Raw genomic sequence first — 26671 nt, 5'->3', positions numbered from 1 at the left:
CACATGACTGCGTTGATGTGGATCAAGAGGTGGTCACGTCAGACCAGCGGGCCACCATCGGAATCGTCACCACTTTCCAGAAGCAATGTTTCAAGATCGGGCACAATCACACTGCGATTGCCATCCAGTTCGATCACGCCATCCTTGCGCAAACCTGTGAATTGTCGGCTGACGGTTTCGATGGTCAGACCGAGGAAATTGGCCATCGCCTCGCGGCTGATCGGCAATTCGATTCGCGAGGTATCCCCAAGGACACGCCCATCTGGATGCACGGTCCGCTTCGCGATCAGCATCAGGAAACTCGCGATCTTCTCGCGCGCCGTCTTGCGGCCCAGAAGCAGCATCCAGTCGCGGGCCGCGTCCAGTTCGTCCAGCGCCATCTCAAGCATCCGTTCCTGGACGTGCGGGATACGTACCAGCAAATCCTCGAACGGTTTGCGGTAAAAACAGCACAGCGTCACGTCTGTCACAGCGGTGACATCATATTGGAGCGTGGACCGGCCCGGACGACCAATGAAGTCCGATGGCAAAAGCAAACCGACCAACTGCGTCCGACCGTCCTCGATCGCGCGTTCGAGGGTCGCTGTCCCCATTACGACCGAGGCAACGACGTCCAACGCATCCCCACGCATCGCGATGGTCTGGCCTGCAGAATAGGACTTGTAGAACTTGATCGCGTTCAGCTCGACCAGCTCGTCATCATCGCAGCGCGCGCACACCGCCCTGTGGCGGATCGGGCAGCTTGAGCAATTTTCGATGGCCGTCAGCGGTTTGTTCATCCCGCCCTCCGTTGATCTGGGTCAATGCACGCAACAGGCGCTTCACTCAACTTCGCCACATGAAACACGTTTCCGAACTCCGCCGACATGGGCTTTTCGACGCACGGGTGCCACGCTTTACGAGCTACCCGCCCGCAAACTGGTTCAGTGAAAAGGTCGACGCGGAGTGCGTCCATACCTGGCAATCCACTGCGCCCAAGGATGCAAAGATTTCGCTTTATGTCCACATTCCCTTTTGCCGCAGACTATGCTGGTTCTGTGCCTGCCGTACGCAAGGCACGCGCAGCGAAGCCCCCCTCGCGCCCTATGTTGAGCGCGTGCTGACCGAAGCCCGGCAAATGCGCAACGGCTTTTCAAACGGGGTGCAGACCCGGCGGCTTCATTTGGGCGGAGGAACGCCGACGATCCTGCCCGCGCCTGTTCTTGATCACCTTTTGACGGGGCTGCACGACATCTGGGACTTCAGCGCGCTCGACGAATTCTCAGTCGAAGTGGACCCGACAGATGTTGGTCCTAAACGCCTTGCCATGCTCAAACAGCACGGCCTGTCGCGCGCCAGTCTCGGCATTCAGGACTTTGACCCGCAGGTTCAGCAGGCCATCGGGCGCGAGCAGTCGCGTGACCTGACCGCCAGCGTCGTAGACCAATTGCGCGCACTGAACGTGAACGCGTTGAATTTCGACCTGCTCTACGGCCTGCCCTACCAGACGGAACAAACGCTCACCGCTACCTTGGAGTCCGCGCTGGAGATGGAACCGGGCCGTATCGCGCTTTTCGGCTATGCCCACGTGCCCTGGATGTCGAAACGCCAGTCCCTGATCCCCAGCGACGCGCTTCCTGCGCCCGAAAAACGCCTTGCGCTGTTTGATCTCGCGCGCCGGACGCTGCTGGGAAGCGGCTACGTGCAAATCGGCATTGACCACTTCGCCCGCCCCGACGACGCGCTGGCGCAAGCGTTTTTCAACAAGCGCCTCACACGGTCCTTCCAAGGGTACACGGACGACACCGCCCCTTACCTGGTTGGGCTCGGCGCATCGGCAATCTCGACCTATCCGCAGGGGTTTGCGCAAAACATCCCCGTCACGGGCAAGTACGCCGCTCAGGTGGAAGCCAACGAACCCGCCCTTTGGCGCGGCTACGTGCTGACGGAAAGTGATCACCTGCGCGCCGACATCGTCGAACAGCTCATGTGCTATCACGCGGCGACCTTGTCACTGTCACAACGGGCCGATCAGACGATCTTGTCCAACATCCAGCACATCGTTGATCGGTTCGGCGATGCCGTGTCCTGGGACGGCAAGACGCTGACAATCACACGCTGGGCACACCCGCTGGTGCGGATGATCGCCGGCACCTTTGCTACGGAACAGACCGCACAGACCGACAAGCGGACCTACAGCGCAGCGATCTAGTCGAATACCAGTGCCTGCGGCGTCCCTGCCTCGTAAGAGGCCTGCGCCGCATCCGCCATCACTTGGGCCTTGTAGCCGTCGATCCCGCTCGGGTTCGGCGGGGTACCAGCGGTCAGCACCTCGACAAAATGCTGCATCTCGGCGGTGTAGGCGGCGGCATAGCGTTCAAGAAAGAACGGCTCGGTCGGGGCGCGTGTGAAGCCACTCGCATCGGAGACTTCGACAGTGGACGTCAGGACATTGTCGGCGCGCAACATGCCCTCTTCTCCATGCACCTCGATCCGCTGGTCATAGCCATAGGCGGCACGGCGCGAGTTGGAGATTTGGCACAGCGTGCCGGAAGCGGTCCGCAGGCTCACCATCGCCGTGTCGACATCCCCCGCCCCTCCAATCGCCGGGTCCACGAGGCAAGAGCCGTGGGCAAAGATCTCTACCGGGTCCTCGCCCAGCAGAAACCGTGCCATGTCCAGATCATGGATCATCATGTCACGGAAAAGACCGCCAGAGGTCTTGATGTACCCGATGGGTGGTGGCGATGGGTCGCGGGACAGGATCGTCACCATCTCAACCTTGCCGATGCGGCCCGCGTCGATCTGGGTTTTCAGGGTGCGGAAGTTCGGATCGAAACGCCGGTTGAAGGCGATGAAGAACGGCACATCGTGCTGTTCTACCACGGCAAGGCAATCCCGGATGCGGGCCGCGTTCAGGTCGATGGGCTTTTCGCAGAAGATCGCCTTGCCTGCGCGCGCCGCACCATGGATCAGGTCGTAGTGGGTTGTCGTCGGCGTGCCGATCACCACTGCGTCGATGTCGGAGGCGGCGAGGATATCCTCGACCTCCATCACCTTTGCGCCCGTGCGTTTCGCCAACGCCTCGGCCGCCTCCGGCATAGCGTCTGCCACTGCAGCGACCTGCGCGCCGTCGAGCCCCATCACGCTGCGGGCGTGGACCTGCCCGATGCGGCCGCAGCCCAGAAGTGCGATGTTGATCATGGGCTTAGCCTCTCATTGTTTTCAGGACCGTGCGCGTGGCCGCGACGACAGGGTCATGCGTGTCTTTCAAAATCTGCACCCGGTCGAAGCGGTCGGGGTCGGCGTTGACGGCCTCGCGTAGAGCATGGCCAAAAGCCTGCCGCAGCTCGGTCCCGATGTTGAACTTGCAGATATTGGTTTGGGTGGCGAGCTTGCGGCGTTGCGCTGATGGCACGCCGGAGCCTCCGTGGATCACCAGCGGTACATCTGTTACGGCCTGAATGGCCGCAATACGATCTTCGTCCAGACCGCCAGACTGATCCGTCTGAAGGTGGACGTTGCCCACGGAAATCGCCATGGCATCGACGCCCGTTTCTGCCGCGAACTGCGCGGCCTCTGTTGGGTCAGTCCCTGCGGACGCTTCGCCATTGTCGTAGCCCACAAACCCGATCTCGCCCTCGCAGGAAATGCCCGCAGCATGGGCCATATCGACGATGGCCTTGGTCTCGGCAATGTTCTCGGTCAGGGGCTTACGCGAGCCGTCAAACATGAGCGAAGTGAAGCCGCTGTCCAGCGCCTCTTTGCATTCATCAAAGGTATAGCCGTGGTCCAGATGCGCCACGACCGGCACGGATACTCGTTCGGCCAGATGGCGGAACATCTTGCCCAGGATGGGCAGCGGCGTGTGCGCGCGGCAGGATGGCCCGGCTTGCAGGATCACCGGACACCCTTCGGCCTCGGCGGCCGCCACGTAGGCGCACATGTCTTCCCAGCCCAGCGTGACCAACCCCGCCACGGCGTAGCCTTGGGCCTTGGCCGGGCCCAGCACCTCTGCCAGCGTTGCAAGGGTCATTTGAACTTCGCGATCATGTCCTTGATGCCCGGGATCGTTTCGATCTGGTAGGCATGGGTGGGCTGGAAATACTGCACCAGACTGCGCTGGCTGAGCCCGCCAAGGATGGTGAAATAGTACATCTCGTAGCCCGGCAGCACCGCGCAGGGATGGTAGCCGTTGTCGAGGCAGATCGTGGAGCCATCCACGATGTGATAGGCGTCGCCCGCCTTGCCATCCTCGCGCTGCAGCATCTGCACGCCCGAGCCGTGGTTGGGCCGGAAGCGGAAGTTATAGGTCTCGTCATGGCGGGTTTCGATGATCTCGCCCGCCTTCGAGCGGTCGGTGTCGTGCTTGTGGCTTGGAAAGCCGGACCAGCCGCCCTGCCCCACCGTGAAGAGTTCGGACACCAGCAGGCGGCCGACCTTGTCGTGATATTTTGTGCCGAGGATGTGCTTGATCTTGCGGTGTGTTTTCGTGTCATCCGAGCCGTATTGGACGAGGTCCAGCTCGTCATTACGGACGGCGAAGGCGTCGAGCACCTTGTCGTATTTCGCGCCTGCGACGAAGATTTCGGCCTCGTCCGAGGTACAGACCATCTCGGCCTTCGCAGCGGTAGGGACATAAACGCCTTCGGGCTCACCGTCCCATACGTCCACACCGCGCCCGCCCAGGGCATCGGCCTTGAACCCTTCGACGTTCACATCAACGGTGCCTGTGGCAGGCACAATGCATGTCTCGTAGCCGGGCACGGAGTATTCAAACGCCTCGCCCTTCTTCAACTTCACGATGTTGAAGTAGTTCAGCGGGACGGTCGGGTCGTCGGCGTCCACGATGGGTTTGTTCTGGTTGTCGAAAGGCGCGATATGCATCGGCGTGCCTCCTTTAAGCTGGTGTCGGACCGGGATGATTGGTCAGAAAATCATCCAACAGGTCAGGTGTTGGCATGGCGGGCGCGCAGCCCGGTTGCGAGACGGTGATGGACGCGCAGGCCGAGCCGCGCAGGATGGCCGTGCGCAGGTCGTTGTCGTCGGCGATGCCGGTCATGAGCCCCGCCATGAAGGCATCCCCCGCCCCGTTCGGTTTGACGGCAGTGACGGGGTAGATGCCTGTGGCGATCTCTTCGCCGCCTGCATAGGTGACGGCCCCTTTCTCGCCCATCTTGTAAATCACGATGTCTGCAGTTGTTTCGGACAGAGCGCGGGCCTTGGCCTGCCCCTTGTCCATACCGCCCGCCATGAAGCCGAATTCCTCGTCATTGCCGACGATCATGTCCGACGTCTCTGCCGCGCGACTGAGCACCTCTGCGGCCACCTCCGGCGACGGCCAGGAATAGGGGCGATAATCGACGTCGAAGATGATGGGCAGGCCCGCCGCCTTGGCCAGTTCGAAGGCACGGAACGTGGCGCTGCGCGAGGGTTCGGCGGCAAAGACTGTGCCTGCGGTAATCAGCGCGCCGTAACGGGTGTAGTCTACCGCCTCGACATCCGCGACCGTCATTTGAAAGTCCGCCGCCCCATTGCGATAGATGACGTTCCGGTGCCCCTCGAGCACACTTTCATAGAAGGCCAGCGAGTTGCGGTATTCGCCGCCCACCCGCTGCACGTGATTGGTGTTTACGCCGTAGTGTTGAAGGCGGTTGATGCAGTAACTGCCAACCGAGTCGTCGGACACGGACGTGACCAGCGCGGCCTTGCCGCCCAGCTTGCAGATGCCTGCCCCGATGTTGGCCGCCGATCCGCCAAGGTCAACTGTCAACCGTTCGGCATCTTCGGCCCGTACGCCCACATCGGTGAAAAAGTCGATGCCCGCGCGGCCCACGATTACAAAATCATTGGCCTTGATGCCGTCCAGAAGCGCACTCATGTGATGCCCTCGGCGTTCACGGCGTCCGCCTCGTCCAGAATTTCCGGGTATTTGTAGTTGAAGCCCAGAAGCTGGCGCAACTCGGGGCGCGCCGCATCAAGGAAGGATTGGGGCAATGCGCCCGGCATATCCTCCAGCGGCTTCACGAATTTCGGGATGTAGTTGATGAGAACCGCGTTGCGGTCGTGGTCGGCGTTGTTGGGCATTGCGCAATGCCAGGCCGCGCCAAAGAAGATCACCGTGTCGCCCGGCGCGCCCGTCATGCGCGCGCAATTGGCATAGAAATGGTCGTGATCCTCTGCCGTGGGATAGCGCATGTCCTTTTGCGTGCCGGGCAGATAGGCCGTCGCCCCGCTTTCTTCGGTGAACGGGTCGAGCGCGATAGTGACCTGCGCATTCATGGGAAAGCTGGCGTTCAGGCCTATCGGGTGCGTGTCGGGCGCATGGAAATCCCAATAGGGGAAGTCGATATGCGGCTCCTGCCCCGGCCCGCCAGGCAGGATACGGTTGGCTGCGATGGACCCCATGATGAATTCGGACCCCAACCAGCGGCGCAGCACGGCCATGATGACGGGATGCGTGGCCATGTCCGAGAACACCTCGCCCTTGGCGAGCAGGTTCCAGACCCGGCGTTGCAGGTTCGCGCGGCCTTCCTCCATGGCGGCGCCCTGAAAGTGGGTAACCTTGTCACCCTCGCCGTCCGAATGCGCCATGATCAGCGCGCGGGCATCGGCGATCTGCGTGTCCGAGAAAAGGCCAGTGATGCGCACGGCTCCGGGGCCATTCAGCATCTCGTCACAGATGGCGACGGGATCGGCAGTGTCGGCGGTGAAAGTCCGCATCACACCCCCTTGCGCTGTTTCGGGCGGGAGGATTCCCAATCTGCATGGGCAGCCGCCACTTTGTCATTGTCCGTGACATGCGGCGTGCCGACCTCCCACCACGCATGGCCGCCCTCGGTCCAACCCTCATAGGCGTCGACCTTCATGCAGATGACATAGGTCTTGTCGCTGGCCTTGGCCCGCTTGAACGCCTCGCCCAGTTCGGCGGGGTTTTCGACAGTTTCCGCTGCCGCGCCCATGCTGGCGGCGTGGGCTTCGAAATCGACGGCAAAGGCCTGCGGGATGGTGGGCGCATCGCTCAGAAGATTGTTGAAGCTTTCATTGCCGGTGTTGTTCTGCAGTTTGTTGATGACGGCGAAACCGCCGTTGTCGAGGACCAGCACGATCATCTTTTTCTGTGACAGAAGGGACGAATAGATGTCCGAATTCATCAAGAGATAGGACCCATCACCGCAGAAGGTGATCACGTCCTGATCCGGTTCGCGCTCGGATTGGGCGATGCGTGCCCCCCAAGCGCCCGCAATCTCGTAGCCCATGCAGGAAAAGCCGAACTCCACATCGACGGTACCGATGTCGAGCGTGCGCCAATTGGCCGTGACCTCGGCGGGCAGACCGCCTGCCGCCGCCACAACCCGGTCGCGCGGGTCGCAAGCCGCGTTCACGACGCCGATGGCCTGAGCATAGGAGTTGGGCCGGTTGCCGTGGGCCACGTTGTCCGCGACATAGGCCACCCATTTGGCACGTTCTTCCTTGGCAAAATCGCCCCAGCCGGACGGTGTCGTATATCCTGTTATGGCAGCGCCTAGGGCTTCGAGGCCCAGCTTGGCATCACCCACCATGGGCAGTGAGCGGTGCTTGCCCGCATCATGCCGTCCGGCGTTGAGACCGATGATCTGCGCATCATGGGCAAAGGCGGTCCACGACCCGGTTGTGAAATCCTGCAGCCGGCAGCCCACGGACAGGATCACATCGGCCTTCTCGGCCACCGCGTTGGCGCTTTCCGAGCCGGTCACGCCAATGGGGCCGCAGTTCAGCGGATGGGTGTCGAGCATGTTGGCCCGGCCCGCGATGGTCTCAACCACCGGGATGCCTGTCGCCTCGGCAAAGGCCGTCAACTCTTCAACAGCCCCGGAATATTGCACCCCGCCGCCCGCGATGATCATCGGCCGCTTGGCCGCTTTCAGGGCTGCAGCGGCATCGGCGACCTCTGCCGCGTCGGGGAATTGGCGGCGGATGCGGTGCAGTTTTTTCGCAAACATCTCGACAGGATAGTCGTAGGCCCAGCCCTGCACATCTTGCGGCAGCCCGAGAAACGCAGGCCCGCAATCGGCAGGGTCCAGCATCGTGGCAATCGCACTGGGCAGGGACTGGATGATCTGGGCTGGGTGCGTGATCCGGTCCCAGTAGCGGGTCACTGCCTTGAAGGCGTCGTTCACGCCGAAGGTTGGATCGCCGAAATGCTCAAGCTGTTGCAGCACCGGGTCCGGCAGGCGGGTGAGAAACGTATCCCCGCATAGCATCAGCATCGGCAAGCGGTTGGCGTGCGCCAGCGCGGACGCCGTCAGCAGGTTTGCAGTGCCCGGCCCCGCGCTCGCTGTGCAGAACATGAAACGCTGGCGCAGCCATGTCTTGGCGTAGCCAGCCGCCGCAAATCCCATGCTTTGCTCGTTTTGCCCGCGATAAAGCGGCAGCGCGTCGCGGTGGTCATAGAGCGCCTCGCCCAGGCAGGTCACATTGCCATGGCCAAAGATGCCGAAACCGCCGCCGCACAGTCGCCATTCCTGGCCATCAATCTCGATGTATTGCGCCGCAAGATAGCGGATGATCGCCTGAGCCGTTGTCAGACGCACGGTGTCGCTGCCCGCCATTCTATCCTCCCTTGGCTTGCGCGATATGCTGGTGTGACGATTCTGTATTGACCCGTCCGATGGAATGACGATACCGGTATTGCAACCGGTTGCAAACACTTTTTGGGGGAGGAGCCCGGATGGCAGAGATCGGCATCGGGATCGTCGGTGGCGGCTATATGGGCAAGGCCCATGCGGTGGCGTTTGGCGCCGTCGCCGCTGTTTTCGACACGGCCCTGCGCCCAAGATTGGAAATGGTGTGCGCCACGTCCGAGGCGTCGGCAGAAAAGTACCGCGCAACCTATGGATTTGCACGTGCAACCTCCGACTGGCGAGCGCTGGTCAACGACCCGAAGGTCGAGGCCATCGTCATCGCCTCCCCCCAGGACACGCACCGGGACATCGCCTTTGTCGCCTTTGCCGCGGGCAAGCCGGTGCTCTGCGAGAAACCGCTGGCCGAAACGCCGGATCACGCGCGCGAGATGGTGGCGGCAGCCAAGGCCGCGGGCGTCGCCAACATGGTCGGCTTCAACTACGCCAAGACCCCCGCCACGCAGTATGCCCGCAAGCTGGTGGCCGAGGGGCGCATCGGTCAGGTTACATCCTTTCGCGGCGAGATGACCGAAGACTTTTTTGCCGACCCGAACGATCCCGGCACCTGGCGCGCCCAAGGGGACGCCAATGGCTGCATGGGCGATCTGGCCCCCCACCCCATCAACTGTGCGCAGGCGCTCATGGGCCCGATTGAGGCGCTGTTTGCCCGTGTTGAGACCGTGCATCCCATGCGCGGTGGCGTTGAGGTGACCAATGACGATCAGGCCTATCTGACGCTGCGCTTTGCCTCCGGCATCAACGGCAGCCTGTTCATCAGCCGCGTCGCGACGGGGCGCAAGATGGGTTATGCCTATGACATCTATGGCACGGGCGGCGCCATTCGCTTTGATGGCGAAGACCAGAATGCGCTCTGGCTTTACACCGCCGAGGGGCCCGAGGCCGAGCGCGGCTTTCGCAAAATCCTAACCGGGCCTGAGCATCCCGATTACCTGCCCTTTTGCCAGGGGCCGGGGCATGGCACCGGCTACCAGGACCAGATCATCATCGAGGCCAAGGACTTTCTGACCGCGATCCACACGGGTGAGCCCGTCTGGCCGACGTTCGAGGAAGGCCTGCGCGTCAATCAAGTTGTGGCTGCGGCCCTTGCATCGTCTCGGGCAGAGACATGGGTCAACGTGGCGGATTTCTGAAAGGTTCAAGACATGATCAAGATCGGCAATGCCCCCTGTTCCTGGGGCGTGGAATTCGCGGACGACCCGCGCAACCCGGCCTGGCGCAAGGTGCTGCAGGAGAACGCGGATGCGGGCTACACCGGCATTGAGTTGGGCCCGGTGGGCTTCATGCCCGAAGACCCTGCGGTGCTCGGTGATGCACTAGAGGAATTCGGGCAAGAGCTGGTGGGCGGTGTTGTCTTTCGCCCGTTCCACGACCCGGCAGCATGGGACGACGTGATGGACGGTGCTGTTCGGACCTGCAAAGCGCTGAAGGCGCATGGCGCGCAACACTTGGTGCTGATCGATTCCATCTCGGAACGGCGCGCGCCCACCGCTGGCCGCGCGAGTGAGGCGGAACAGATGGACAAGGCCGAATGGACCGCCTTCCGCGACCGCATCGCGACTGTTGCCAAGATGGGGGCCGAAGAATACGGCCTGACCGTGGGCATGCATGCGCACGCTGCCGGGTTCATCGACTTTGAGCCGGAGCTTGAACGACTGCTGGACGAGGTCGATGAGGATATTCTCAAGATCTGCTTTGACACCGGTCATCATTCCTATGCCGGGTTCGATCCCGTGGCCTTCATGCAAAAGCACATTGGCCGCATCAGCTACATGCACTTCAAGGACATCGACCCGAAGGTGAAAGCGGATGTGATCGCCAAGCGCACCGGGTTCTATGACGCCTGCGGTCAAGGCATCTTCTGCAACTTAGGTGACGGCGACGTGGACTTCCCTGCCGTCCGGCAAGTGCTGCTCGACCATGGCTTCGATGGCTGGTGCACTGTCGAGCAGGATTGCGACCCGGCGGGCGACACCTCCCCCATAGACGACGCGAAACTGAACCGCGCCTACCTCCAATCCATTGGCTTCGAAGGGGCGTAAACCATGCAAAAACTCCAATGGGGCATGATCGGCGGCGGCGAAGGGTCCCAAATCGGACCGGCCCACCGCCTGGGCGCGGGGCTCGACGGCCTCTTTGACTTCACCGCAGGGGCACTGGATCACCGCCCCGAGGAAGGGCGCGACTACGGCCAACGGCTCGGGCTCGGCGACCGGGCCTACGGCTCCTGGCAGGACATGCTGGAAGGCGAGCGCAAACGCGACGACAAGATCGACCTCGTCACCGTCGCCACACCCAACGCCACCCATTACGAGATCACCAAAGCCTTCCTGGAAGGGGGCTTTCACGTGCTCTGCGAAAAGCCCATGACCATGACGGTCGAAGAGGGTCAGGAAATCGTCGAAATCGCCCGCAAGACAGGCAATATCTGCGCGGTAAACTACGGCTACACGGGCTACTCGCTGGTGCGGCACATGCGGGCGATGGTGGCGCGCGGCGACATCGGCAAGGTGCGGCTGGTCGTGGCGGAATTCGCCCACGGCCACCACGCCGACGCCACAGACGCCGACAACCCCCGCGTCCGCTGGCGCTACGACCCCGCACAGGCGGGCGTGTCGGCACAATTTGCCGATTGCGGCATCCACGCCCTGCACATGGCCTCCTTCGTGACCGGACAAGAGGTGGAAAAACTCAGCGCCGACACCGTGTCCTGCATCGACGTGCGCACGCTCGAAGACGACGCGATGGTCAACTTCCGCATGGATGGTGGCGCGGTCGGGCGACTTTGGACATCGTCCGTGGCCATCGGACGGCAGCATGGGCTGGGCATTCAGGTCTTTGGCGAGACGGGCGGTTTGCGGTGGTCGCAGGAACAACCCAACCAGCTTTACTACATGCCTCTTAACGACCGGTTGCAGGTTATCGAACGAGGTGAGGCGAACCTGTCGCCTGAGGCTGACCGCACAACGCGCGTGACAATCGGCCATGCCGAGGGGATGCCGCTGGCCTTTGCCAATATCTACACCGATCTGGCCGAGGCGATCCGGGCGCGCAAGGAGGGGCGATTGATGGATCCGGCGGCGAACCTATATCCGCGGGCGGAGGACGGGCTGCGGTCCATGGCGGCGGTCTTTGCAGTCGCCGAAAGCGGCAAGCAGCACGGTACCTGGCTGGATGCACGCCCTCCGATGTTCCGCTAGGGGTTAATTGCAAAAGGTGTGGACGGTCGCGGCCACGCCCCTCCGTTTGCGGCTCGATGTAAACCAAGTCGGACATCCGCCATTAACAGCTCCTTCAGCCGCCGTTCATCGTTGGAAGCGGAACACTTTCACATCATGCGCCCATCTTTTTTGGAACAGAGACGCCCAGAAGAGGATTGGTAAGTGAGATGTTTGAACACGCCAACTTTCCAAAACACACATATGCGGGGGCTCCGCCGCCTCCCGCCTGTATTGATGGCGACATTCGGCCAAACAGATGGACAAGTTCCAGCCGTGGCAAGGGCACGTCGGTTCTGGACTGTGAAACGGCGGTGGCGTTGGCCTGTTTCCTCGCCCCGGCCTTCCGCGCCGCGCAAAGCTGGAGTGAGCTTTTGGATGCTCTCGAGCGCACGGGTTTCTGGCTGGGCTTCGAGGAAGACGACCTTGTGTTGATCCAATTGGAAACAGGGCTCACCCTGTGCAAGTGCACCGCGATTGGGCACTCGTTCGCCGACCTGCGGATAAAGATGGGAAAGCCAAGAGTGGAAGCGGGTTCGATGCGGGTTGCAGACAACAGTCTTTGCGCGCCCTAAAGATACAGAACGGGCGCGTTCAACCTGTTCTCAGGTAACGGGCGGGCGAAGGGTCCCACGTTCCACGACATGGCAATCAAAGGTCAGGGATTGCGCAACCGTTTCCTCGCCATCCAGCATCGCTTCGACCAGATCGACGGATGTGCGCACAATGTCGTCGATGGGATTATGGATCGTGGTGAGATCTATCAGCTCCCATGCTGCCATTTCCATATTGTTGAGGCCGAGAATGCCCACGTCGTCGGGGACGGACAGCCCGGCCTCTTTGATCGCAGACAGTGCACCGATGGATAGCACATCGTCACCGCAGAAATACGCTTCGGCCGGTCCCATCGACAACAAGCGTGCCATTTCATCACGACCTGCGCTAAAGGAGTAGGCCGCAGCATAGCTGACCGAAAGGGACACATCGGGGTGGCGCCCCAACTCTTCGACAAACCCAGTGTGACGGTCGCGGGTCGAGGTGGCACTGAGCGGCCCGGCCAGAAACCCGACATGGCGGTAACCGCGCTTGATCAACTCACGCGCCGCGATGCGGCCTGCTTCGATGTTGTCGATGCCGAGGACATTGATTTTTGGCGCATCCGTGAGCCGGCCAAAGGAATGAACGACGCGCATTCCTGCCTCATGGAAACTCTCGGCAAAGCTCACCGGAAGTGTCGAGGATGCGACGATCACTGCGTCGACCGAGTATTGCCGGAGCAGGCGCACAGAATTCGATGGGTCGGTTTCGTCTGACAGGTTTACAAGCAACGGGCGCAGGCCACGTTTCTGCAACTCGCGGGTGACGAGGTCAAAGACTTCCAGAAAGATCGGGTTGTGGAAGTTGTTTGAAATCACGCCGACCAGCTTGGTCCGCCCTGTGGTCAGGGACGAAGCGAGCGCGTTGGGACTGTAGCCCAATTCGGCGGCGGCCTTTTCCACCTTTTCACGGGTCTTGCCGCTGATCGACGCGCCGGGCGTAAAACAGCGCGAGACAGCGGAGCGGGACACCCCTGCCCGTTCGGCCACATCTTTAAGGGTTACCGCCAACGCTCAGACCCCGTCGTCGTCATATTTGGACCAATCCACTTTTGAGAATTGCCATTGCGCATAGCCGCCAATGCCAAGAATGAACATAGCCCATCCCACGGCGCCAGTGGACAATTCGAACAGGCCCCAGAGGACGCAGACGGCGACGGTCAGGTATCTGCGCCAGGGTTTGGCAAAGAATTCGTGGTCGAGGCCCATCAGCGAATTGCCTCAGGCCGCGTCCTCGTACCCTTCCTGCGTCTTGGCGCCGGTGATGTAGGCGACGACGTCCTGCCCATCGGTGTCTTCCTTGGCCAAGTTCGCGCAAATGCGCCCGCGTCGGAACACCACGATCCGGTCCACCAGATCAAACACCTGTCGCATGTTGTGGCTGACGAGGATCAGGGGTTCTCCCTGATCTTTCAGCGTGCGGATGATGTTTTCGACCTGCGCGGTTTCCTGAACGCCCAACGCGGCGGTGGGTTCGTCCATGATGGTGAGACGTGAGTGGAACGTCGCTGTCCGGGCAATGGCCACGCATTGCCGCTGGCCGCCCGACATGTTGCGGATGGTGTTGCGGATGTTGGGGATTTTCACGGCCGTTTTTTCCAGCCCGTCCATGGTGGCCTGCCGCATCGCCTTGTAGTCGAGCAGGCGGAAGGGACCGAGCCAGTCGAACTTCGTCTTTTCGCGGCCGAGGAACAGGTTGTCAGGCACGTCGAGATCATCGGCGAGCGCGAGGGTCTGGAACACGGTTTCGATCCCCGCCTCTCGGGCATCCAGCGGTCCGCCGAAATGCACCGGCTCACCGTAGAACATGATGTCACCGCGCGTGCGCTGTTCGACCCCGGTGATCTGGCGGACAAAGGTGGATTTGCCCGCGCCGTTGTCACCCATGATCGCCACGTGCTCGCCCTTCTTCAGGGCAAAGTTCGCGTCGTTGAGGGCATGCACACCACCGTAGTGTTTGGTCAGCCCGCGTGTTTCGAGAACAATATCGTCACTCATGATCTTTCCCCCCGTCAACTTCGCAAGGCCGCGCGTTCCTGCCGGACCTTGTCCAGCACCACCGCGCCGATGATGATCGCGCCCATGGCCATCAGTTGGTAGAAGGCGTCGAGCTTGATGTAGGTGAACCCGGACTGAATGACGCCAAAGACCATTGCGCCGAGCACCGTCCCGATGATCGACCCGCGCCCGCCTGTCAAGCTAACGCCGCCGATCACGGCCATGGCAATGGCATAAAGCTCATAGAAGATGCCCATGCCCGACTGAGCCGTCAGGTTCTTGGAACTCAGGACAATGGCAGCAAAGGCGGCGAGCATCGAGGCGATCATGTAGACCAGCACCTTGTGCCGCTGCACATTGATGCCCGACATGCGCGCCGCATCCTCATTCGAGCCGATGGCGTAGGTGTGTTTGCCGTAGACCGTGTACTTCAGGATGAAGTGGAACAGGATGGCCAGCGCGAAGAACAGATAGACAGGCATCATCCCTTTGCCGATCACAGCATAAGCTTCGGTCGGGAAGGACACGGGCTGGCCGCGGGTCCAGGCCTGCGCGATGCCACGGCAGATCAGGAACATGCCCAGCGTCGCAATGAAGGGCGGGATCTTGGTGTAAGCGATCAGGCTGCCATTTATGGCCCCGATCAAGGCGCCGAAACTGAGGCCCACGATCAGCGGTACAATAACAGGCAGATCAAAGGCCCACGGACCGAACACCGCCTTGGGGTTGGGGCCGCCATTGACCAGCTCGGTCTGGGCAAAGGACATCACAATCATCGCCGTCGCCCCCACCAAGGGACCGGAACTGAGGTCGATGCCGCCCGAGATGATGACCTGCGTCACCCCCAGTGCAATGATCCCGATGATGGCGACCTGCAGGATGATGATGCGCAGGCGTGCTTCGTTGAAGATGCTGTCAAACCGATCGCGGGTGTCGAACAGAAAGCTTTGCCCGTTCATGTAGGGCAGAAGCTGCCCCGCCGCCTCGAAGGCGAAGATGATCAGGATCAGCGCGAAAAAGATGTTGAGCTCGTTTGGCCAGGCTCGTCGCTTGCTGTCGAATGTCAGCCCGCCGGTGCCGTGCGATGCGTCGGCCATGGATGCCTCCCGGTTGAGCGGCCGCTTGAGCCGCTTCTTTTGTCAGTGTGTGGGGGTCGGGCCGCGCAAGTGCCGCCCGACCGATCATGATTTTATTGCAGGTACTCGGACACGTTGTCCGGTGTGACCAGCTTGAAGGGGATGAAGACAGTCTTGTCGACATCATCGCCATTGGCGAGCTTGATTGCCGTGTCGATGGAACCCGCACCCTGACCGGCGAGGTCCTGGAACACGGTCACGTCCATGTCACCGGCCTGCATCGACACCAGCGCATCCGGCGTCGCGTCCACCCCGCCCACTTCCACGTCGTCCATCGAGATACCTGCAGCTTTCATCGCCTGGATCGCACCAATCGCCATCTCGTCGTTGTTGGCAAAGACGGCATCGAAGGGCTCACCGGAAGAGATCCAGTTGGTCATCAAATCCTGCGCCTGGTCGCGCGACCAGTTGGCCGTCTGCTTGTCGATCAGGGTGATGAAGTTGCACATGTCCATACCGATCACGTCTTCGACATCCTTGGACCGCTGCACCGCGGCCTGGTTCGACAGCTGACCCATCAGCATGTAGGCTGTGGCCCCGCCCGACTTGCCGGCTGCACGCAGGTTCTTGCAGATCTCGAACGCTTTAAGCGTACCGGACTCGATCTCGTTCGACGCCACGAAGGCCTGGCCTTCGGGCAGCGTGTCCATGTTGATCGGCTGACGGTTCACATAGACCATCGGCACACCGGCCGACGCGGCCGCCTGGCTCATCGCTTCGGTGGCGTTGGTGTCCACCGCGTTGACGATGATCGCGTCAACGCCCGATGCGATGAAGTTGTTGATCTGGTCAAGCTGGCGCGCCACGTCGTCCTGCGCGTCCTCCATGATCAGTTCCACACCATCCAGCGTTTCCACGTGATCTGTCATGCCGTTGCGCATGATGGTCAGGCCGTTGTCGTCGAAACGAGCCACGGACACGCCGATGGTTTCGGCCATGGCCGTACCGCCCATCAGCATGGCAAGCGCGCCCACTGTCACAAATTTGTTCATAGTTTCCTCCCAAGTTGCGTGTCCGGATCACGCCGTTTTTTGCCGGACCGCCGACCGAAAACCGTCTCTCCTCGGACTGAGTCTTCGACTGACACCGGGGGCGATGATATGCGAGTCGCTGCATTTTGCAACCGGTTGCATTCAAAATTTCGACCGAGCCGCGCGGCGCTACGGAACACCGCAAGTCAATCGTCATCCGACTTCCACTACACGCTCACGGTGCACCTTACGCCTCGGATGCAACCCGCGGCATGAACTCGCAGGCGCATATCTGCTCCGGTGTCGGCGCGTGAAGCAAACACTACAAGCTAACCACCACGGGGAATTTCACAGACGATTTTCCATCCTCGATGCAAAAATTTGCGCGCGAAAAAAATTTTGAATACCGTCGGGCCAGATATGGCCCGTATTCCCAAACTCACACGGGCCGTGGATGGGACAAGACATGGACGAGCGTAAAATCCGGAACATGGAAGAGTTCGCATCGGTGAGCGGCATTTCCCGCCCAACCGTGTCAAAGTATTTCAATGACCCGACCAGCGTGCGCGCTTCAACCCGCGCACGTATCGAAGCGGCAATCGAACAATACGACTACCGCCCGAACATCTATGCAATGAACCAGAACCGACAGTTGACCAAGAATATCGGCATTGTCGTACCGTATCTGGCAGACCCCTTCTTTGGAGAGATCGCCCGCGTCATCGAACGGCGCTGCATTGAGGCTGGCTTTTCTCCATCCTTGTTCAGCTCTCATGGTGAAGCGGAGCAAGAGCGCGATATTCTAGATACTTTGCGGTCTCTGAAACCCGCAGGGGTTTTGCTGGCCCCGCTGGGCAGAACATCGGACAAGTCGATGATCGAAGCCTTTTGTCGCGATGTGCCAACTGTACTCTTTGACAGCAATATCGAAGGGATGGGCGAAGCCTTTGTCGGCTCTGACAACTACAGCTTTGTGTCCCAAACCGTTGAATATCTCAGCCGTACTGGCGAACCCCCTAGCTTCTTCGAGATGAAACACCCTGCCAACCCGAATGCGAACAAGAGACGCAGAGCCTATCTGGATATGATGGAGCGGTTAGGCTTGGAGCCGCATGTCCTTCAGATCGACGGCACCGGGTGGGAATTTGAAGAGATCGGTCGGAAGGGCGGCCACGACATCCTGTCCCGCAATGCACTGCGCACGGACACGATCCTGTGCAGCAATGATCGGCTGGCCATAGGCCTGCTCTCTGCCTGCTACGAAGCTGGGTACAGGGTTGGTCGCGGGTCCGAGCACGATTTGCGGGTCGCCTCACACGACGACCATCCATTCTCCAGGTACACCTGCCCCGCTTTGACAACGGCGGCCCATGACTATGCCAGTGTATCGGGCCACGCGGTGGACACGCTTTTCCATCTGATCGAATCGGGCGTCCGGTTTTCGACGCGGGACGAGACGCTGTTTTCGGCGCGCTTGATCATGCGGGACTCTGCTTAGTTCCTGTTTTTCTGACGCTTTCGACAAATTCTTTACGCGCGTAAAAAATAATTTGACGCGGCGACAGTTCTGGCGATAGCGTTTATGCACAACATCCAATCAAGGGAGGAGTCGGATGTACCTTAAGAACGCACTTCGTGCGGCGACGGCATTGTCGCTGATCACGGCAACGGGCGCACTGGCAGACGGCCACGCAAAGTCACTCACAATCGCGATCGTGAACAACGGTCACATGATCAACATGCAGAAGGTCGCAGAGGCCTACACCGAAGAAACCGGCGTTCAGCTGGAATGGGTGTCGCTAGAAGAAGGCGTGCTGCGCGAGCAGGTCACGTCCGACACGGCCACCGGTGGCGGTCAGTATGACATCATCAACATCGGCATGCAGGAAGCGCCCATCTGGGGGCAAGCCGGCTGGATTGAGCCGCTGAACTTCAGCGACGAATATGATGTCGACGACATCCTGCCAGCGATGCGCGAAGGTCTGAGCTATGACGGTCAGCTTTATGCTGCCCCGTTCTATGGCGAAAGCTCGATGGTCATGTATCGCAAGGACCTGGCCGATGCCGCTGGCGTCACGATTGCCGACAATGACAGCTGGGAAAACGTCAAGGCCGCTGCGGCCGCCATGCATGACCCCGACAATGGCGTTTATGGCGCCTGCCTGCGCGGCAAGCCAGGCTGGGGCGACAACGCCGCCTTCATCACAACGGTCGCCAACTCGTTCGGCGCGCGCTGGTTCGACGCAGACTACAAACCGCAACTGGACTCGCCCGAGTGGAACGCAGCTGTCACCTTCTACGTGGATCTGCTGAGCAACTATGGCCCGCCCGGGTCGGAAGGCAATTCGTTCAACGAGATCCTCGCCCTTTACAACGAAGACAAGTGCGGCCTCTGGATCGACGCGACAATTGCAGCCTCGTTCCTGGAAAACCCTAACGTCGCATATGCGCAGTCGCCGAATGCCGGTAACCCGGTTGGTGCGAACTGGCTGTGGGCCTGGGCCATGGCCGTGCCTGCGGGCACCGAGAATGCCGAAGAAGCCAAGGCATTCATCGAGTGGGCAACATCCAAGGACTACGTGCAAGCCGTTGCAAACCACCCCGACTTTGGCTGGGGCAACGTGCCGACAGGTCAGCGTGCGTCCACCTACGCGATCCCCGAGTTCCAAGCGGCAGCACCTTTTGCTGACGCGGAAATGGCAGCGATCGACTCCGCGGCACCCGGTGCAACCGAGCTGAAGCCCTATGTTGGCGTCCAGTTCGTCGCCATTCCGGAATTCCCGGAAATCGGCAGCGCCTTCGGCCAGGAAATGTCTGCCGCGCTGTCTGGTGCGAAGTCCGTAGAAGACGCACTTGCCGCAGCGCAGGACGTCGCGGACTCGGTTATGCGCGAAGCAGGCTACTACTAAGTCTTCCCAGACTTATGGGAGGTCCGGTTCGCCGGGCTTCCCACCCTCAACCGGCCTTGAGATCGATCGGTTTCCAAAATCGGAAAATGGCCTAGGCTGGCACTCACACATTGCTCACACCATTCCAATTGGCATCGCCACCACGCGCGGCGCCGGGATCTAGGATTATGTCTGATAGAAAGCTTCCCCGTCTGCTTCAAACACCGGCCGTCATCCTGCTCTTGATCTGGATGCTGGTGCCCCTGAGCCTGACACTTTACTTCTCGTTTATCCGTTACGTGCTGAACAACTTGCGTCGCCCCGAATGGACAACGCCCAGCTTCAGCAACTGGCGCGGCTTAGGAAACTACGAATTCGTTCTGAATTCCAAGGATTTCCTGTTCGCCATCCAGAACAGCCTGCTCATTGTCGGCAGCATCCTGTTTCTGACCGTGATCCTTGGCGTCGCGATCGCCGTGATGATCAACAAGGCCTTTCCGGGCCGTGGTATTGTCCGCGTGCTCTTGATCTCGCCCTTCTTCGTGATGCCCGCCGTGAACGCGGTCTTGTGGATCAACATGATCCTCGACCCTGTGCTGGGCCTGCAAGGACTTGCCGTTGGTGGCATCAACAGTGTCATTGCATCGCTCCAAAATGCGCCACTTGTCGGCTGGTTCTTTTCGCTCTGGCCGCAGCTTGAACCAATTTCCTTCCGCGCCACGCAGACATCGGCCTATGCCGTGATCATCATGGTTACGTGGCAGTGGACGCCATTCGCCGTCTTGATCTTCATGACCTCGCTGCAATCGGAGGATCAGCAGCAGAAAGAGGCCGCCGTGCTGGACGGCGCGGGCACCTGGTCGCAATTCCGCTTCCTGACCCTGCCCCACCTGTCGCGGCCCATCGCCATCGTCGTCATGATCCAGGCCATTTTCCACCTGTCGCTGTACGCCGAGATCGAGATCGTCAGCCGCGGCAACGGGAACAAGAACCTGCCCTACCTGATCGGTGAATTTGCCAACAACAACATCGGGGCCGCCAGCGCCACGGGCATCTTCGCCGTCATCCTCGCCAACATCGTTGCCATCTTCCTGCTGCGGATGATCGGCAAGACATTGATGGAGTAAGCACCATGGCCATCGTTGCAGAAACATCCCGCTTCGGAAAACTGAGCCGCCCTGTGCTGGCGTGGGTCGTGGGCCTGTTGTTCTTCTTCCCGATCTTCTGGCTGATCCTGACCAGCTTTAAAACCGACGCCGACGCGGTGAAGCCCGAGTTCCTGATTTTCTTCACGCCCACGTTGGAAAATTACCTGAACATGACCGAGAACTACGACTATTGGCGCTTTGCGACCAACTCGGTCATCACGTCGGTCTTTGCCACGATCTTTGCCCTCGCCGTCGGTATCCCATGTGCCTACGCCATGGCCTTCAACCCCAGCCGGGCGACCAAGGACGTGCTGATGTGGATGCTGTCGACCAAGATGTTGCCCGCCGCCGCCGTGCTCTATCCGATGACGTTCCTGACCAAGAGCCTGGGCCTCTTTGACACCCACTTCATGGTCATTGTGGTCTTGATGCTGATCAACCTTCCCATCGTGATCTGGATGCTCTTCACCTACTTCAAGGAAATCCCCAAGGACATCATCGAAGCGGGTCAGATGGACGGGGTGAGCACTTGGGGTGAGGTCAAGGAAATCCTGATCCCGCTGGCCTGGGGCGGCATCGCATCGACGGCCCTCCTGTGCTTCATCTTCTGCTGGAACGAAGCGTATTGGACGGTCCGCCTGACCACGACCGAGGCTGCCACACTCTCCAAGCTGATCGAAGGCAACCGCGCGCCCGAGGGTCTGTTCTTTGGCCGCCTGTCCGCCGTCTCTGCCGCCGCTGTCGGCCCGATCATCGTTCTGGGCTGGTTCTGTCAAAAACAATTGGTCCAAGGCCTGACCTTCGGCGCCGTGAAATAGGAATGCCCGCGCTCACCGAGCAACGCGGAACCGCATAAAAAGGAAAACCAATGGGACGTATCGTACTTGAAAACGTGACCAAGAGTTTCGGGGATGCACAGGTCATCCCGCCTCTCGACCTGACCATCGAAGATGGCGAATTCGCGGTCTTCGTCGGCCCGTCTGGCTGCGGGAAGTCCACCCTTCTGCGCCTGATCGCCGGCCTGGAAGAGACGACGTCGGGCAAGATCATGATCGACGGAGAGGATGCCACACAGGTGCCGCCATCCAAGCGCGGGCTTGCCATGGTGTTCCAGTCCTACGCGCTTTATCCGCACATGACGGTGCGCAAGAACATCGCCTTTCCATTGCGGATGGCCAAGATGGATCAGGCCGAGATCGACAAGAAAGTCGAAGGTGCCGCCAAGATCCTGAACCTCGACGATTATCTCGAGCAGAAGCCGGGGCAACTCTCTGGTGGTCAACGCCAGAGGGTTGCCATCGGCCGTGCCATTGTGCGTGAGCCTGCGGCGTTTTTGTTTGACGAGCCATTGTCGAACCTCGACGCGGCGCTGCGTGTGGGAATGCGGTTGGAAATCTCCGAACTACACAACCGCCTTGCGACCACGATGATCTATGTGACCCACGACCAGGTCGAGGCGATGACCATGGCGAACAAGATCGTCGTGCTGCGGGCGGGTCATATCGAACAGGTGGGCTCTCCACTCGACCTGTACCGCACGCCGCGCAACCTGTTCGTTGCGGGTTTCATTGGCTCGCCGAAGATGAACTTCATCGAAGGGGCGGAGGCTGAAAAGCACGGCGCCAAGACCATCGGTATACGGCCCGAACACATCGCAGTTTCGTCGGATACCGGTCCGTGGGAGGGTACGGTGGGCGTATCAGAGCATCTTGGCTCCGACACCTTCTTTCACATCCACAACTCCGGGCTGGCCGAAACGATCACGGTCCGCGCCGATGGCGAGGTGGGGTTCAAGCATGGTGACCGCGTGCGCCTGGCCCCGCGCGAGGACGTGATCCACCGCTTTGGCGCAGATGGATTGCGGATCGAATGACGCGGCTTGCCGGAAAAACGGCCCTGATTACCGGGGCAGCCCGCGGGATCGGCCAGGCCTTTGCTGAGGCCTATCTGCGTGAAGGCGCGCGCGTGATCATCGCCGACATCGACCAGGACCGGGCGGCGGAAACGGCCAATACCTTGGACCGCGACAATGCGCTGTCCGTGCGGATGGACGTGACGGATACCGACAGCATTCGCGAAGCGCTTGGCATGGCGGAAAGCTGTGGCTTCGGGCCCATCGACATTTTGATCAACAACGCCGCGATCTTTACCGCTGCACCCATCACCGAGATCACCGAAGACGATTTTGCCCGCTGCTTCGACATCAATGTCAAAGGCACGCTGTTTACCATGCAGGCCGTTGCGCAGCACATGATCGACAACGGGATCAAGGGGCGCATCATCAACATGGCTAGCCAGGCTGGCCGTAGGGGCGAGCCGCTTGTGGCAGTCTATTGCGCGACCAAGGCGGCCGTCATCTCGCTGACCCAATCTGCGGGGCTGAACCTGATCCAGCACGGCATCAACGTGAACGCCATCGCACCCGGCGTGGTCGATGGCGAGCATTGGGACGGGGTCGACGCCTTCTTTGCCAAGTATGAAGGCAAGGCACCGGGCCAGAAGAAACGTGAAGTCGGCGAGGCGGTTCCGTATGGTCGGATGGGTACAGCCGACGACCTCACTGGCATGGCAGTGTTCCTGGCGAGTGACGAGGCGGAATACATCGTCGCCCAAACATACAACGTCGATGGCGGACAATGGATGAGCTGATGGCAGACGGTTCCGCGAAACGCCCCGCTGTTCCCCTTTCGGATGCGGCGCTTCCGGCGCTGCCTGATGAGGTTCTGCGCCCCACTTACGACCGCGCAGGCTTGCGCCCCGGCATCGTGCACATCGGTGTCGGTAATTTTCACCGCGGCCACCAGGCGTGGTATCTGCATCGGCTGATGCAGGACGGACTGGCGCAAGACTGGGCCATCATCGGTGCAGGTGTGCGTCCCGGCGACGCGGTCATGCGGGACAAGCTGCTGGCACAGGACTGCCTGACAACGCTGGTCGAACTCGACCCAAGCGGCAGTTCGGCCGAGGTCGTGGGCTCCATGATCGACTTTCTGCCTGTCGAGGCGGACAACGCCTCACTGATTGAAACAATGGCGCGGTCCGATATCCGCATCGTCGCGCTTACAGTGACAGAAGGTGGTTATTACATCGATCCGAATACGGGCGGTCTGGACCTGTCGCACCCTGACATCGCCCGCGACATCGCGCACCCCGAAACACCCGGTACTGCCTTCGGTGCCATGGTCGCCGCACTGGCGCGGCGCAAGGCTGCGGGCGTTGGCCCATTCACCAGCCAAAGCTGCGACAACCTCCAAGGCAATGGCGATATCCTGCGTGACGTGATCGTCACGCTTGCGCGCGCAACCGACCCCACCCTCGCTGATTGGCTCACCACTCACGCAACATTTCCCAATTCGATGGTGGATTGCATCGTGCCCGCAACGGGTCCGAACGAGATTGCGCTCGCGGCCCAATTCGGCATCGCTGATGCCGCTCCTGTGACCCATGAAAACTTTCGCCAATGGGTGATCGAAGACGCCTTTTGCGCCGGGCGTCCCGACTGGGACAAGGCAGGTGCCATCTTCACCGACGAGGTCCATACCTACGAGGCGATGAAAATTCGCATTCTGAACGCGGGACATCAGGTGCTGGCCAACGCCGGTGAGTTGCTGGGGCTGCAGACGATTGCCGACTGCATGTCGCATCCGCAAATCCGGGCCTTTTTCCGCAAGGTGCAGATGGAGGAAATCGCACCCTACGTGTTCGAAGTGCCGGGTTTCACGCCAACGGCGTATGTGGACCTGATCGAAACCCGGTTCTCCAATCCGGAAATCCGTGACACCACGCGGCGCGTGGCCTTCGATGGCTCATCGCGCCACACCGGCTTTGTCCTCCCAATCCTGCGAGATGCACTGAAAGCGGGTGGCACAGTCGATGGGTTGAGCCTGGTCGAAGCGCTCTGGGCGCGGATGTGTGCAGGTACCCGCCAGGACGGAAGTCGGATCGAGCCGAACGATCCGCATTGGGATGCGCTGGTCGCGGCAGCCGAACAGGCCAAGACCAACCCGCAGGCTTGGCTCGCGCAAAACCAGTATTATCAAGAGCTTGCGAACGAAGAGGCGTTCAGCACATCATTCGAGGCTTGGTTAAGCCTGATTTGGGCTGATGGCGTGGATGCCGCCCTGTCCCGGCATCTTGGCAAGGGCGCCTGACGCGCCCCTGCCCTTACTTCAGCAACGCTTTCGCATCTTCTTCGGTCAATGGTTCCGGCCGTGTGCAAGTGGTGCTGAGCGTGACCATCTCGCCCGTCTCACCGGCCTTTAGAACCGACGTCATCACATCAACCGCATGAAGCGCCAGCTCCAGCGAACAGCGGTGCGGACGCCCTTCGTTCATGGCGGCGGCCATGTCGGCCAGGCCGGCAGTACGGTAGTTCGCCTTAGCCGCGCCATTGTTTTCTTGGTTGGGCACGCCCAACGGATGGTTCTCAGTTTCAAGCGCGCGTGTTTCACCGTCCTTGCCTGTCACCTCGACCGTGCCGGAGAACCAGTTCGGATCCGGCAGGAACATGGTCCCTTCTGTTCCGTAGAGTTCCATGTTCCCGTGACGGTGCGCCCAGACGTCCCATGAGGTCGACAGTGTGATGGTCGCTCCGTTCACGAACTCAAGCAGGGCATGGATGTTGGTGGGCGTCTTGACCGGGATTATCTCACCCCGCCGCGGTTCCGACAGGATGGTGCGTGTTGTTGACGGCGTCGATGTCAGCGCGCCGACACGTTTCACAGGGCCGAGAAGCTGAACCAGGTTGGTCACGTAGTAGGGGCCGATGTCCAGCATCGGTCCTGCACCGGGCAGGAAAAAGAAGTCCGGGTTAGGATGCCAATGCTCCATCCCGTGGCTCATCACATGCGCGGTACCCGCGACCACTTCACCGATTTGACCCGCGTCAATGGCCGCACGTGCTGCCTGATGTGCTCCACCGAGGAAGGTGTCGGGGGCAGAACCAATGCGCAGGTTCTTCTCGGCCGCAAGGCCGCGGAGGATCTCGCCCTGCTCCTGCGTTAGAACGATGGGCTTTTCCGAATAGGCGTGCTTGCCCGCCTCCAGAATGGCGCGTGTCACCTCGAAATGCGCGTCCGGGATGGTCAGGTTCACAACGATGTCGATGTCATCCGCAGCCAGCAGGCCGTCGACAGTGTTAGCCCGCACGCCAAAGGCAGAGGCCTGCGCCTGTGCCGCAGACGGGTTCAGGTCTGCAACGGCGCGGACCTCAAGCCCTTTGAAAAGGGGCGCAAGGGTGAGATATGCGGTCGAAATGTTGCCGCATCCAATGATGCCAATGCCTTGCATGGCGGTCTCCTTCAAAAGGTCTGGGTCGCGTCAAACGACCGTTGGGCAAAGCGCCTGTGATCGCTCGGGTTGTCGTGTTCGGCAGCGAAGTACCGCGTCCCCGCAGCCTTGAGCGCATTGAACAGCGTTGGCCATTCCATGGTGCCGTGGCCCACGTCGGCCCAACCTTCCTCGTCCGCAGCCTCGCCCTCCGGCGCGATGTCCTTGAGATGGGCGATGGCAATGCGTGCGCCGTAGCGGTCAATGGGCGCCATGGGGTCAGCTGCCGCGCGTACGGCCCAGGCGACGTCATACTCGAACAACACCTCGGGTGCAGCTTCGAGGATCAGATCGATCGGCAAACTGCCGTCGGCCAGTGGCACAAACTCGAAATCGTGGTTGTGATAGGCCAGCCTACGACCGGCTTTGGCCAGCTTTTCGGCTACGGCGGAGAGTCTTGCGCCGAATGCCAGCCAACCTGCAACGTCCGTCGGACGGTCCTCTGGCATGATGAATGGGATCACAACCGTTTCGATCCCGAAACGTTCTGCAATGCGCAGAACGCCGTCCGGATCGCTTTCACACATGGCCAGACCGACATGACAGCTTGGCATCGTCAGCCCAGTGGCCTGAAGCCCGCGCTCCAGTGCATCCATCGCATCGGCATCAGCGACAAGAGCGCCGTAGCCTTCAACATGTGCGTAGCCGATCTCCGCCAGCATGCTGAGCGTGTCTTCGAGCGGCGGAAACATACGGGAGCTGTAGAGCTGATAGGACAAAGCGGTCAT

At 60.8% G+C, this 26671-nt stretch carries 26 protein-coding genes; 12 read left to right on the top strand and 14 right to left on the bottom strand.

From position 1 onward, the window contains the following. Nucleotides 1-38: 38 nt before the first annotated feature. Nucleotides 39-779 (bottom strand): transcriptional regulator FnrL, encoded by a 741-nt coding sequence (fnrL, locus tag KUV51_RS14140; protein WP_222522279.1) that lies wholly within the window; start codon nucleotides 777-779, stop codon nucleotides 39-41. A 59-nt stretch (nucleotides 780-838) separates the two neighbouring features. Between fnrL and hemN the strand changes: the two genes are divergently transcribed. Next, nucleotides 839-2191 carry an oxygen-independent coproporphyrinogen III oxidase gene (hemN, locus tag KUV51_RS14135; protein WP_222522278.1) on the top strand — a complete coding sequence of 451 codons (1353 nt, stop codon included), beginning with the start codon at nucleotides 839-841 and terminating at the stop codon, nucleotides 2189-2191. On the opposite strand, the gene iolG is transcribed toward hemN, so the two are convergent. Genes iolG through iolD form a run of 6 tightly spaced genes read right to left on the bottom strand, consistent with a single transcriptional unit; the run spans nucleotide 2188 to nucleotide 8570 of the window. After that, on the bottom strand, nucleotides 2188-3183 hold the full coding sequence (gene iolG, locus KUV51_RS14130) for an inositol 2-dehydrogenase (protein ID WP_222522277.1): 996 nt from the start codon (nucleotides 3181-3183) through the stop codon (nucleotides 2188-2190). The genes hemN and iolG overlap by 4 nt on opposite strands. 4 nt (nucleotides 3184-3187) lie before the next feature. Continuing rightward, nucleotides 3188-4015, bottom strand: a complete 828-nt coding sequence (locus KUV51_RS14125) for a class II fructose-bisphosphate aldolase (RefSeq protein WP_222522276.1) — start codon at nucleotides 4013-4015, stop codon at nucleotides 3188-3190. Further along, a complete protein-coding gene (locus KUV51_RS14120; RefSeq protein ID WP_222522275.1) occupies nucleotides 4012-4866 on the bottom strand; it encodes a 5-deoxy-glucuronate isomerase in 855 nt (284 codons plus the stop codon). Before KUV51_RS14120 ends, KUV51_RS14125 begins: the two co-directional genes overlap by 4 nt. Nucleotides 4867-4879: 13 nt before the next feature. After that, nucleotides 4880-5860, bottom strand: coding sequence for a 5-dehydro-2-deoxygluconokinase (gene iolC, locus KUV51_RS14115; RefSeq protein WP_222522274.1), 981 nt, complete (start codon nucleotides 5858-5860; stop codon nucleotides 4880-4882). Next, nucleotides 5857-6702, bottom strand: a complete 846-nt coding sequence (locus KUV51_RS14110; protein WP_222522273.1) for a phytanoyl-CoA dioxygenase family protein — start codon at nucleotides 6700-6702, stop codon at nucleotides 5857-5859. The genes iolC and KUV51_RS14110 overlap by 4 nt, the downstream gene beginning before the upstream one ends. Continuing rightward, the gene (iolD, locus tag KUV51_RS14105; RefSeq protein WP_222522272.1) at nucleotides 6702-8570 is read right to left on the bottom strand and encodes a 3D-(3,5/4)-trihydroxycyclohexane-1,2-dione acylhydrolase (decyclizing); all 1869 of its coding nucleotides are present in this window, start codon (nucleotides 8568-8570) and stop codon (nucleotides 6702-6704) included. The genes KUV51_RS14110 and iolD overlap by 1 nt, the downstream gene beginning before the upstream one ends. A gap of 119 nt (nucleotides 8571-8689) precedes the next feature. On the opposite strand from iolD, the gene KUV51_RS14100 reads away from it, so the two are divergent. The 4 genes from KUV51_RS14100 to KUV51_RS14085 all read left to right on the top strand — a co-directional run bounded on the left by KUV51_RS14100 (nucleotide 8690) and on the right by KUV51_RS14085 (nucleotide 12453). Continuing rightward, entirely contained in the window at nucleotides 8690-9793 is a 1104-nt protein-coding gene (locus KUV51_RS14100; RefSeq protein WP_222522271.1) for a Gfo/Idh/MocA family protein, read from the top strand. A 12-nt stretch (nucleotides 9794-9805) separates the two neighbouring features. Continuing rightward, complete coding sequence (locus tag KUV51_RS14095) at nucleotides 9806-10702, top strand: TIM barrel protein (RefSeq protein ID WP_222522270.1); 897 nt, start codon at nucleotides 9806-9808, stop codon at nucleotides 10700-10702. Between the two features lie 3 nt (nucleotides 10703-10705). Continuing rightward, entirely contained in the window at nucleotides 10706-11860 is a 1155-nt protein-coding gene (locus KUV51_RS14090) for a Gfo/Idh/MocA family protein (RefSeq protein WP_222522269.1), read from the top strand. A gap of 338 nt (nucleotides 11861-12198) precedes the next feature. Further along, the gene (locus KUV51_RS14085) at nucleotides 12199-12453 is read left to right on the top strand and encodes a hypothetical protein (RefSeq protein WP_222522268.1); all 255 of its coding nucleotides are present in this window, start codon (nucleotides 12199-12201) and stop codon (nucleotides 12451-12453) included. A 30-nt stretch (nucleotides 12454-12483) separates the two neighbouring features. Here the strand turns inward: KUV51_RS14085 and KUV51_RS14080 are convergent, their stop codons facing one another. The 5 genes from KUV51_RS14080 to KUV51_RS14060 form a co-directional block, all read right to left on the bottom strand. Beyond that, the gene (locus KUV51_RS14080; protein WP_222522267.1) at nucleotides 12484-13485 is read right to left on the bottom strand and encodes a LacI family DNA-binding transcriptional regulator; all 1002 of its coding nucleotides are present in this window, start codon (nucleotides 13483-13485) and stop codon (nucleotides 12484-12486) included. 3 nt (nucleotides 13486-13488) lie between these two features. Beyond that, nucleotides 13489-13683: a hypothetical protein gene (locus tag KUV51_RS14075; RefSeq protein ID WP_222522266.1), complete on the bottom strand. Its 195-nt coding sequence runs from the start codon at nucleotides 13681-13683 to the stop codon at nucleotides 13489-13491. 12 nt (nucleotides 13684-13695) lie between these two features. After that, nucleotides 13696-14472, bottom strand: a complete 777-nt coding sequence (locus KUV51_RS14070; RefSeq protein WP_222522265.1) for an ATP-binding cassette domain-containing protein — start codon at nucleotides 14470-14472, stop codon at nucleotides 13696-13698. Between the two features lie 14 nt (nucleotides 14473-14486). Further along, nucleotides 14487-15569 carry an ABC transporter permease gene (locus tag KUV51_RS14065; protein WP_222522264.1) on the bottom strand — a complete coding sequence of 361 codons (1083 nt, stop codon included), beginning with the start codon at nucleotides 15567-15569 and terminating at the stop codon, nucleotides 14487-14489. 92 nt (nucleotides 15570-15661) lie between these two features. After that, complete coding sequence (locus KUV51_RS14060) at nucleotides 15662-16600, bottom strand: sugar ABC transporter substrate-binding protein (protein ID WP_222522263.1); 939 nt, start codon at nucleotides 16598-16600, stop codon at nucleotides 15662-15664. Between the two features lie 445 nt (nucleotides 16601-17045). On the opposite strand from KUV51_RS14060, the gene KUV51_RS14055 reads away from it, so the two are divergent. The 7 genes from KUV51_RS14055 to KUV51_RS14025 all read left to right on the top strand — a co-directional run bounded on the left by KUV51_RS14055 (nucleotide 17046) and on the right by KUV51_RS14025 (nucleotide 24766). Beyond that, nucleotides 17046-18077: a LacI family DNA-binding transcriptional regulator gene (locus KUV51_RS14055; RefSeq protein WP_222522262.1), complete on the top strand. Its 1032-nt coding sequence runs from the start codon at nucleotides 17046-17048 to the stop codon at nucleotides 18075-18077. A 115-nt stretch (nucleotides 18078-18192) separates the two neighbouring features. Beyond that, a complete protein-coding gene (locus KUV51_RS14050; protein WP_222522261.1) occupies nucleotides 18193-19488 on the top strand; it encodes an ABC transporter substrate-binding protein in 1296 nt (431 codons plus the stop codon). A gap of 167 nt (nucleotides 19489-19655) precedes the next feature. After that, on the top strand, nucleotides 19656-20594 hold the full coding sequence (locus tag KUV51_RS14045; protein WP_222522260.1) for a carbohydrate ABC transporter permease: 939 nt from the start codon (nucleotides 19656-19658) through the stop codon (nucleotides 20592-20594). A gap of 5 nt (nucleotides 20595-20599) precedes the next feature. Next, nucleotides 20600-21433 (top strand): carbohydrate ABC transporter permease, encoded by an 834-nt coding sequence (locus tag KUV51_RS14040; protein WP_222522259.1) that lies wholly within the window; start codon nucleotides 20600-20602, stop codon nucleotides 21431-21433. Between the two features lie 50 nt (nucleotides 21434-21483). Then, nucleotides 21484-22488, top strand: a complete 1005-nt coding sequence (locus KUV51_RS14035; protein WP_222522258.1) for an ABC transporter ATP-binding protein — start codon at nucleotides 21484-21486, stop codon at nucleotides 22486-22488. Then, the gene (locus KUV51_RS14030) at nucleotides 22485-23264 is read left to right on the top strand and encodes an L-iditol 2-dehydrogenase (protein ID WP_222522257.1); all 780 of its coding nucleotides are present in this window, start codon (nucleotides 22485-22487) and stop codon (nucleotides 23262-23264) included. Before KUV51_RS14035 ends, KUV51_RS14030 begins: the two co-directional genes overlap by 4 nt. After that, nucleotides 23264-24766: a mannitol dehydrogenase family protein gene (locus KUV51_RS14025; RefSeq protein ID WP_261385848.1), complete on the top strand. Its 1503-nt coding sequence runs from the start codon at nucleotides 23264-23266 to the stop codon at nucleotides 24764-24766. The genes KUV51_RS14030 and KUV51_RS14025 overlap by 1 nt, the downstream gene beginning before the upstream one ends. Nucleotides 24767-24779: 13 nt before the next feature. On the opposite strand, the gene KUV51_RS14020 is transcribed toward KUV51_RS14025, so the two are convergent. Both KUV51_RS14020 and KUV51_RS14015 read right to left on the bottom strand, forming a co-directional pair. After that, nucleotides 24780-25904 carry a Gfo/Idh/MocA family protein gene (locus tag KUV51_RS14020; protein ID WP_222522255.1) on the bottom strand — a complete coding sequence of 375 codons (1125 nt, stop codon included), beginning with the start codon at nucleotides 25902-25904 and terminating at the stop codon, nucleotides 24780-24782. Nucleotides 25905-25915: 11 nt separating this feature from the next. After that, complete coding sequence (locus KUV51_RS14015) at nucleotides 25916-26671, bottom strand: sugar phosphate isomerase/epimerase family protein (protein WP_222522254.1); 756 nt, start codon at nucleotides 26669-26671, stop codon at nucleotides 25916-25918.

The organism is Tateyamaria omphalii, assembly GCF_019802125.1.
GTDB classification, from domain to species: Bacteria; Pseudomonadota; Alphaproteobacteria; order Rhodobacterales; family Rhodobacteraceae; genus Tateyamaria; species Tateyamaria omphalii_B.
This window is presented reverse-complemented; position numbering and strand designations above follow the sequence as displayed.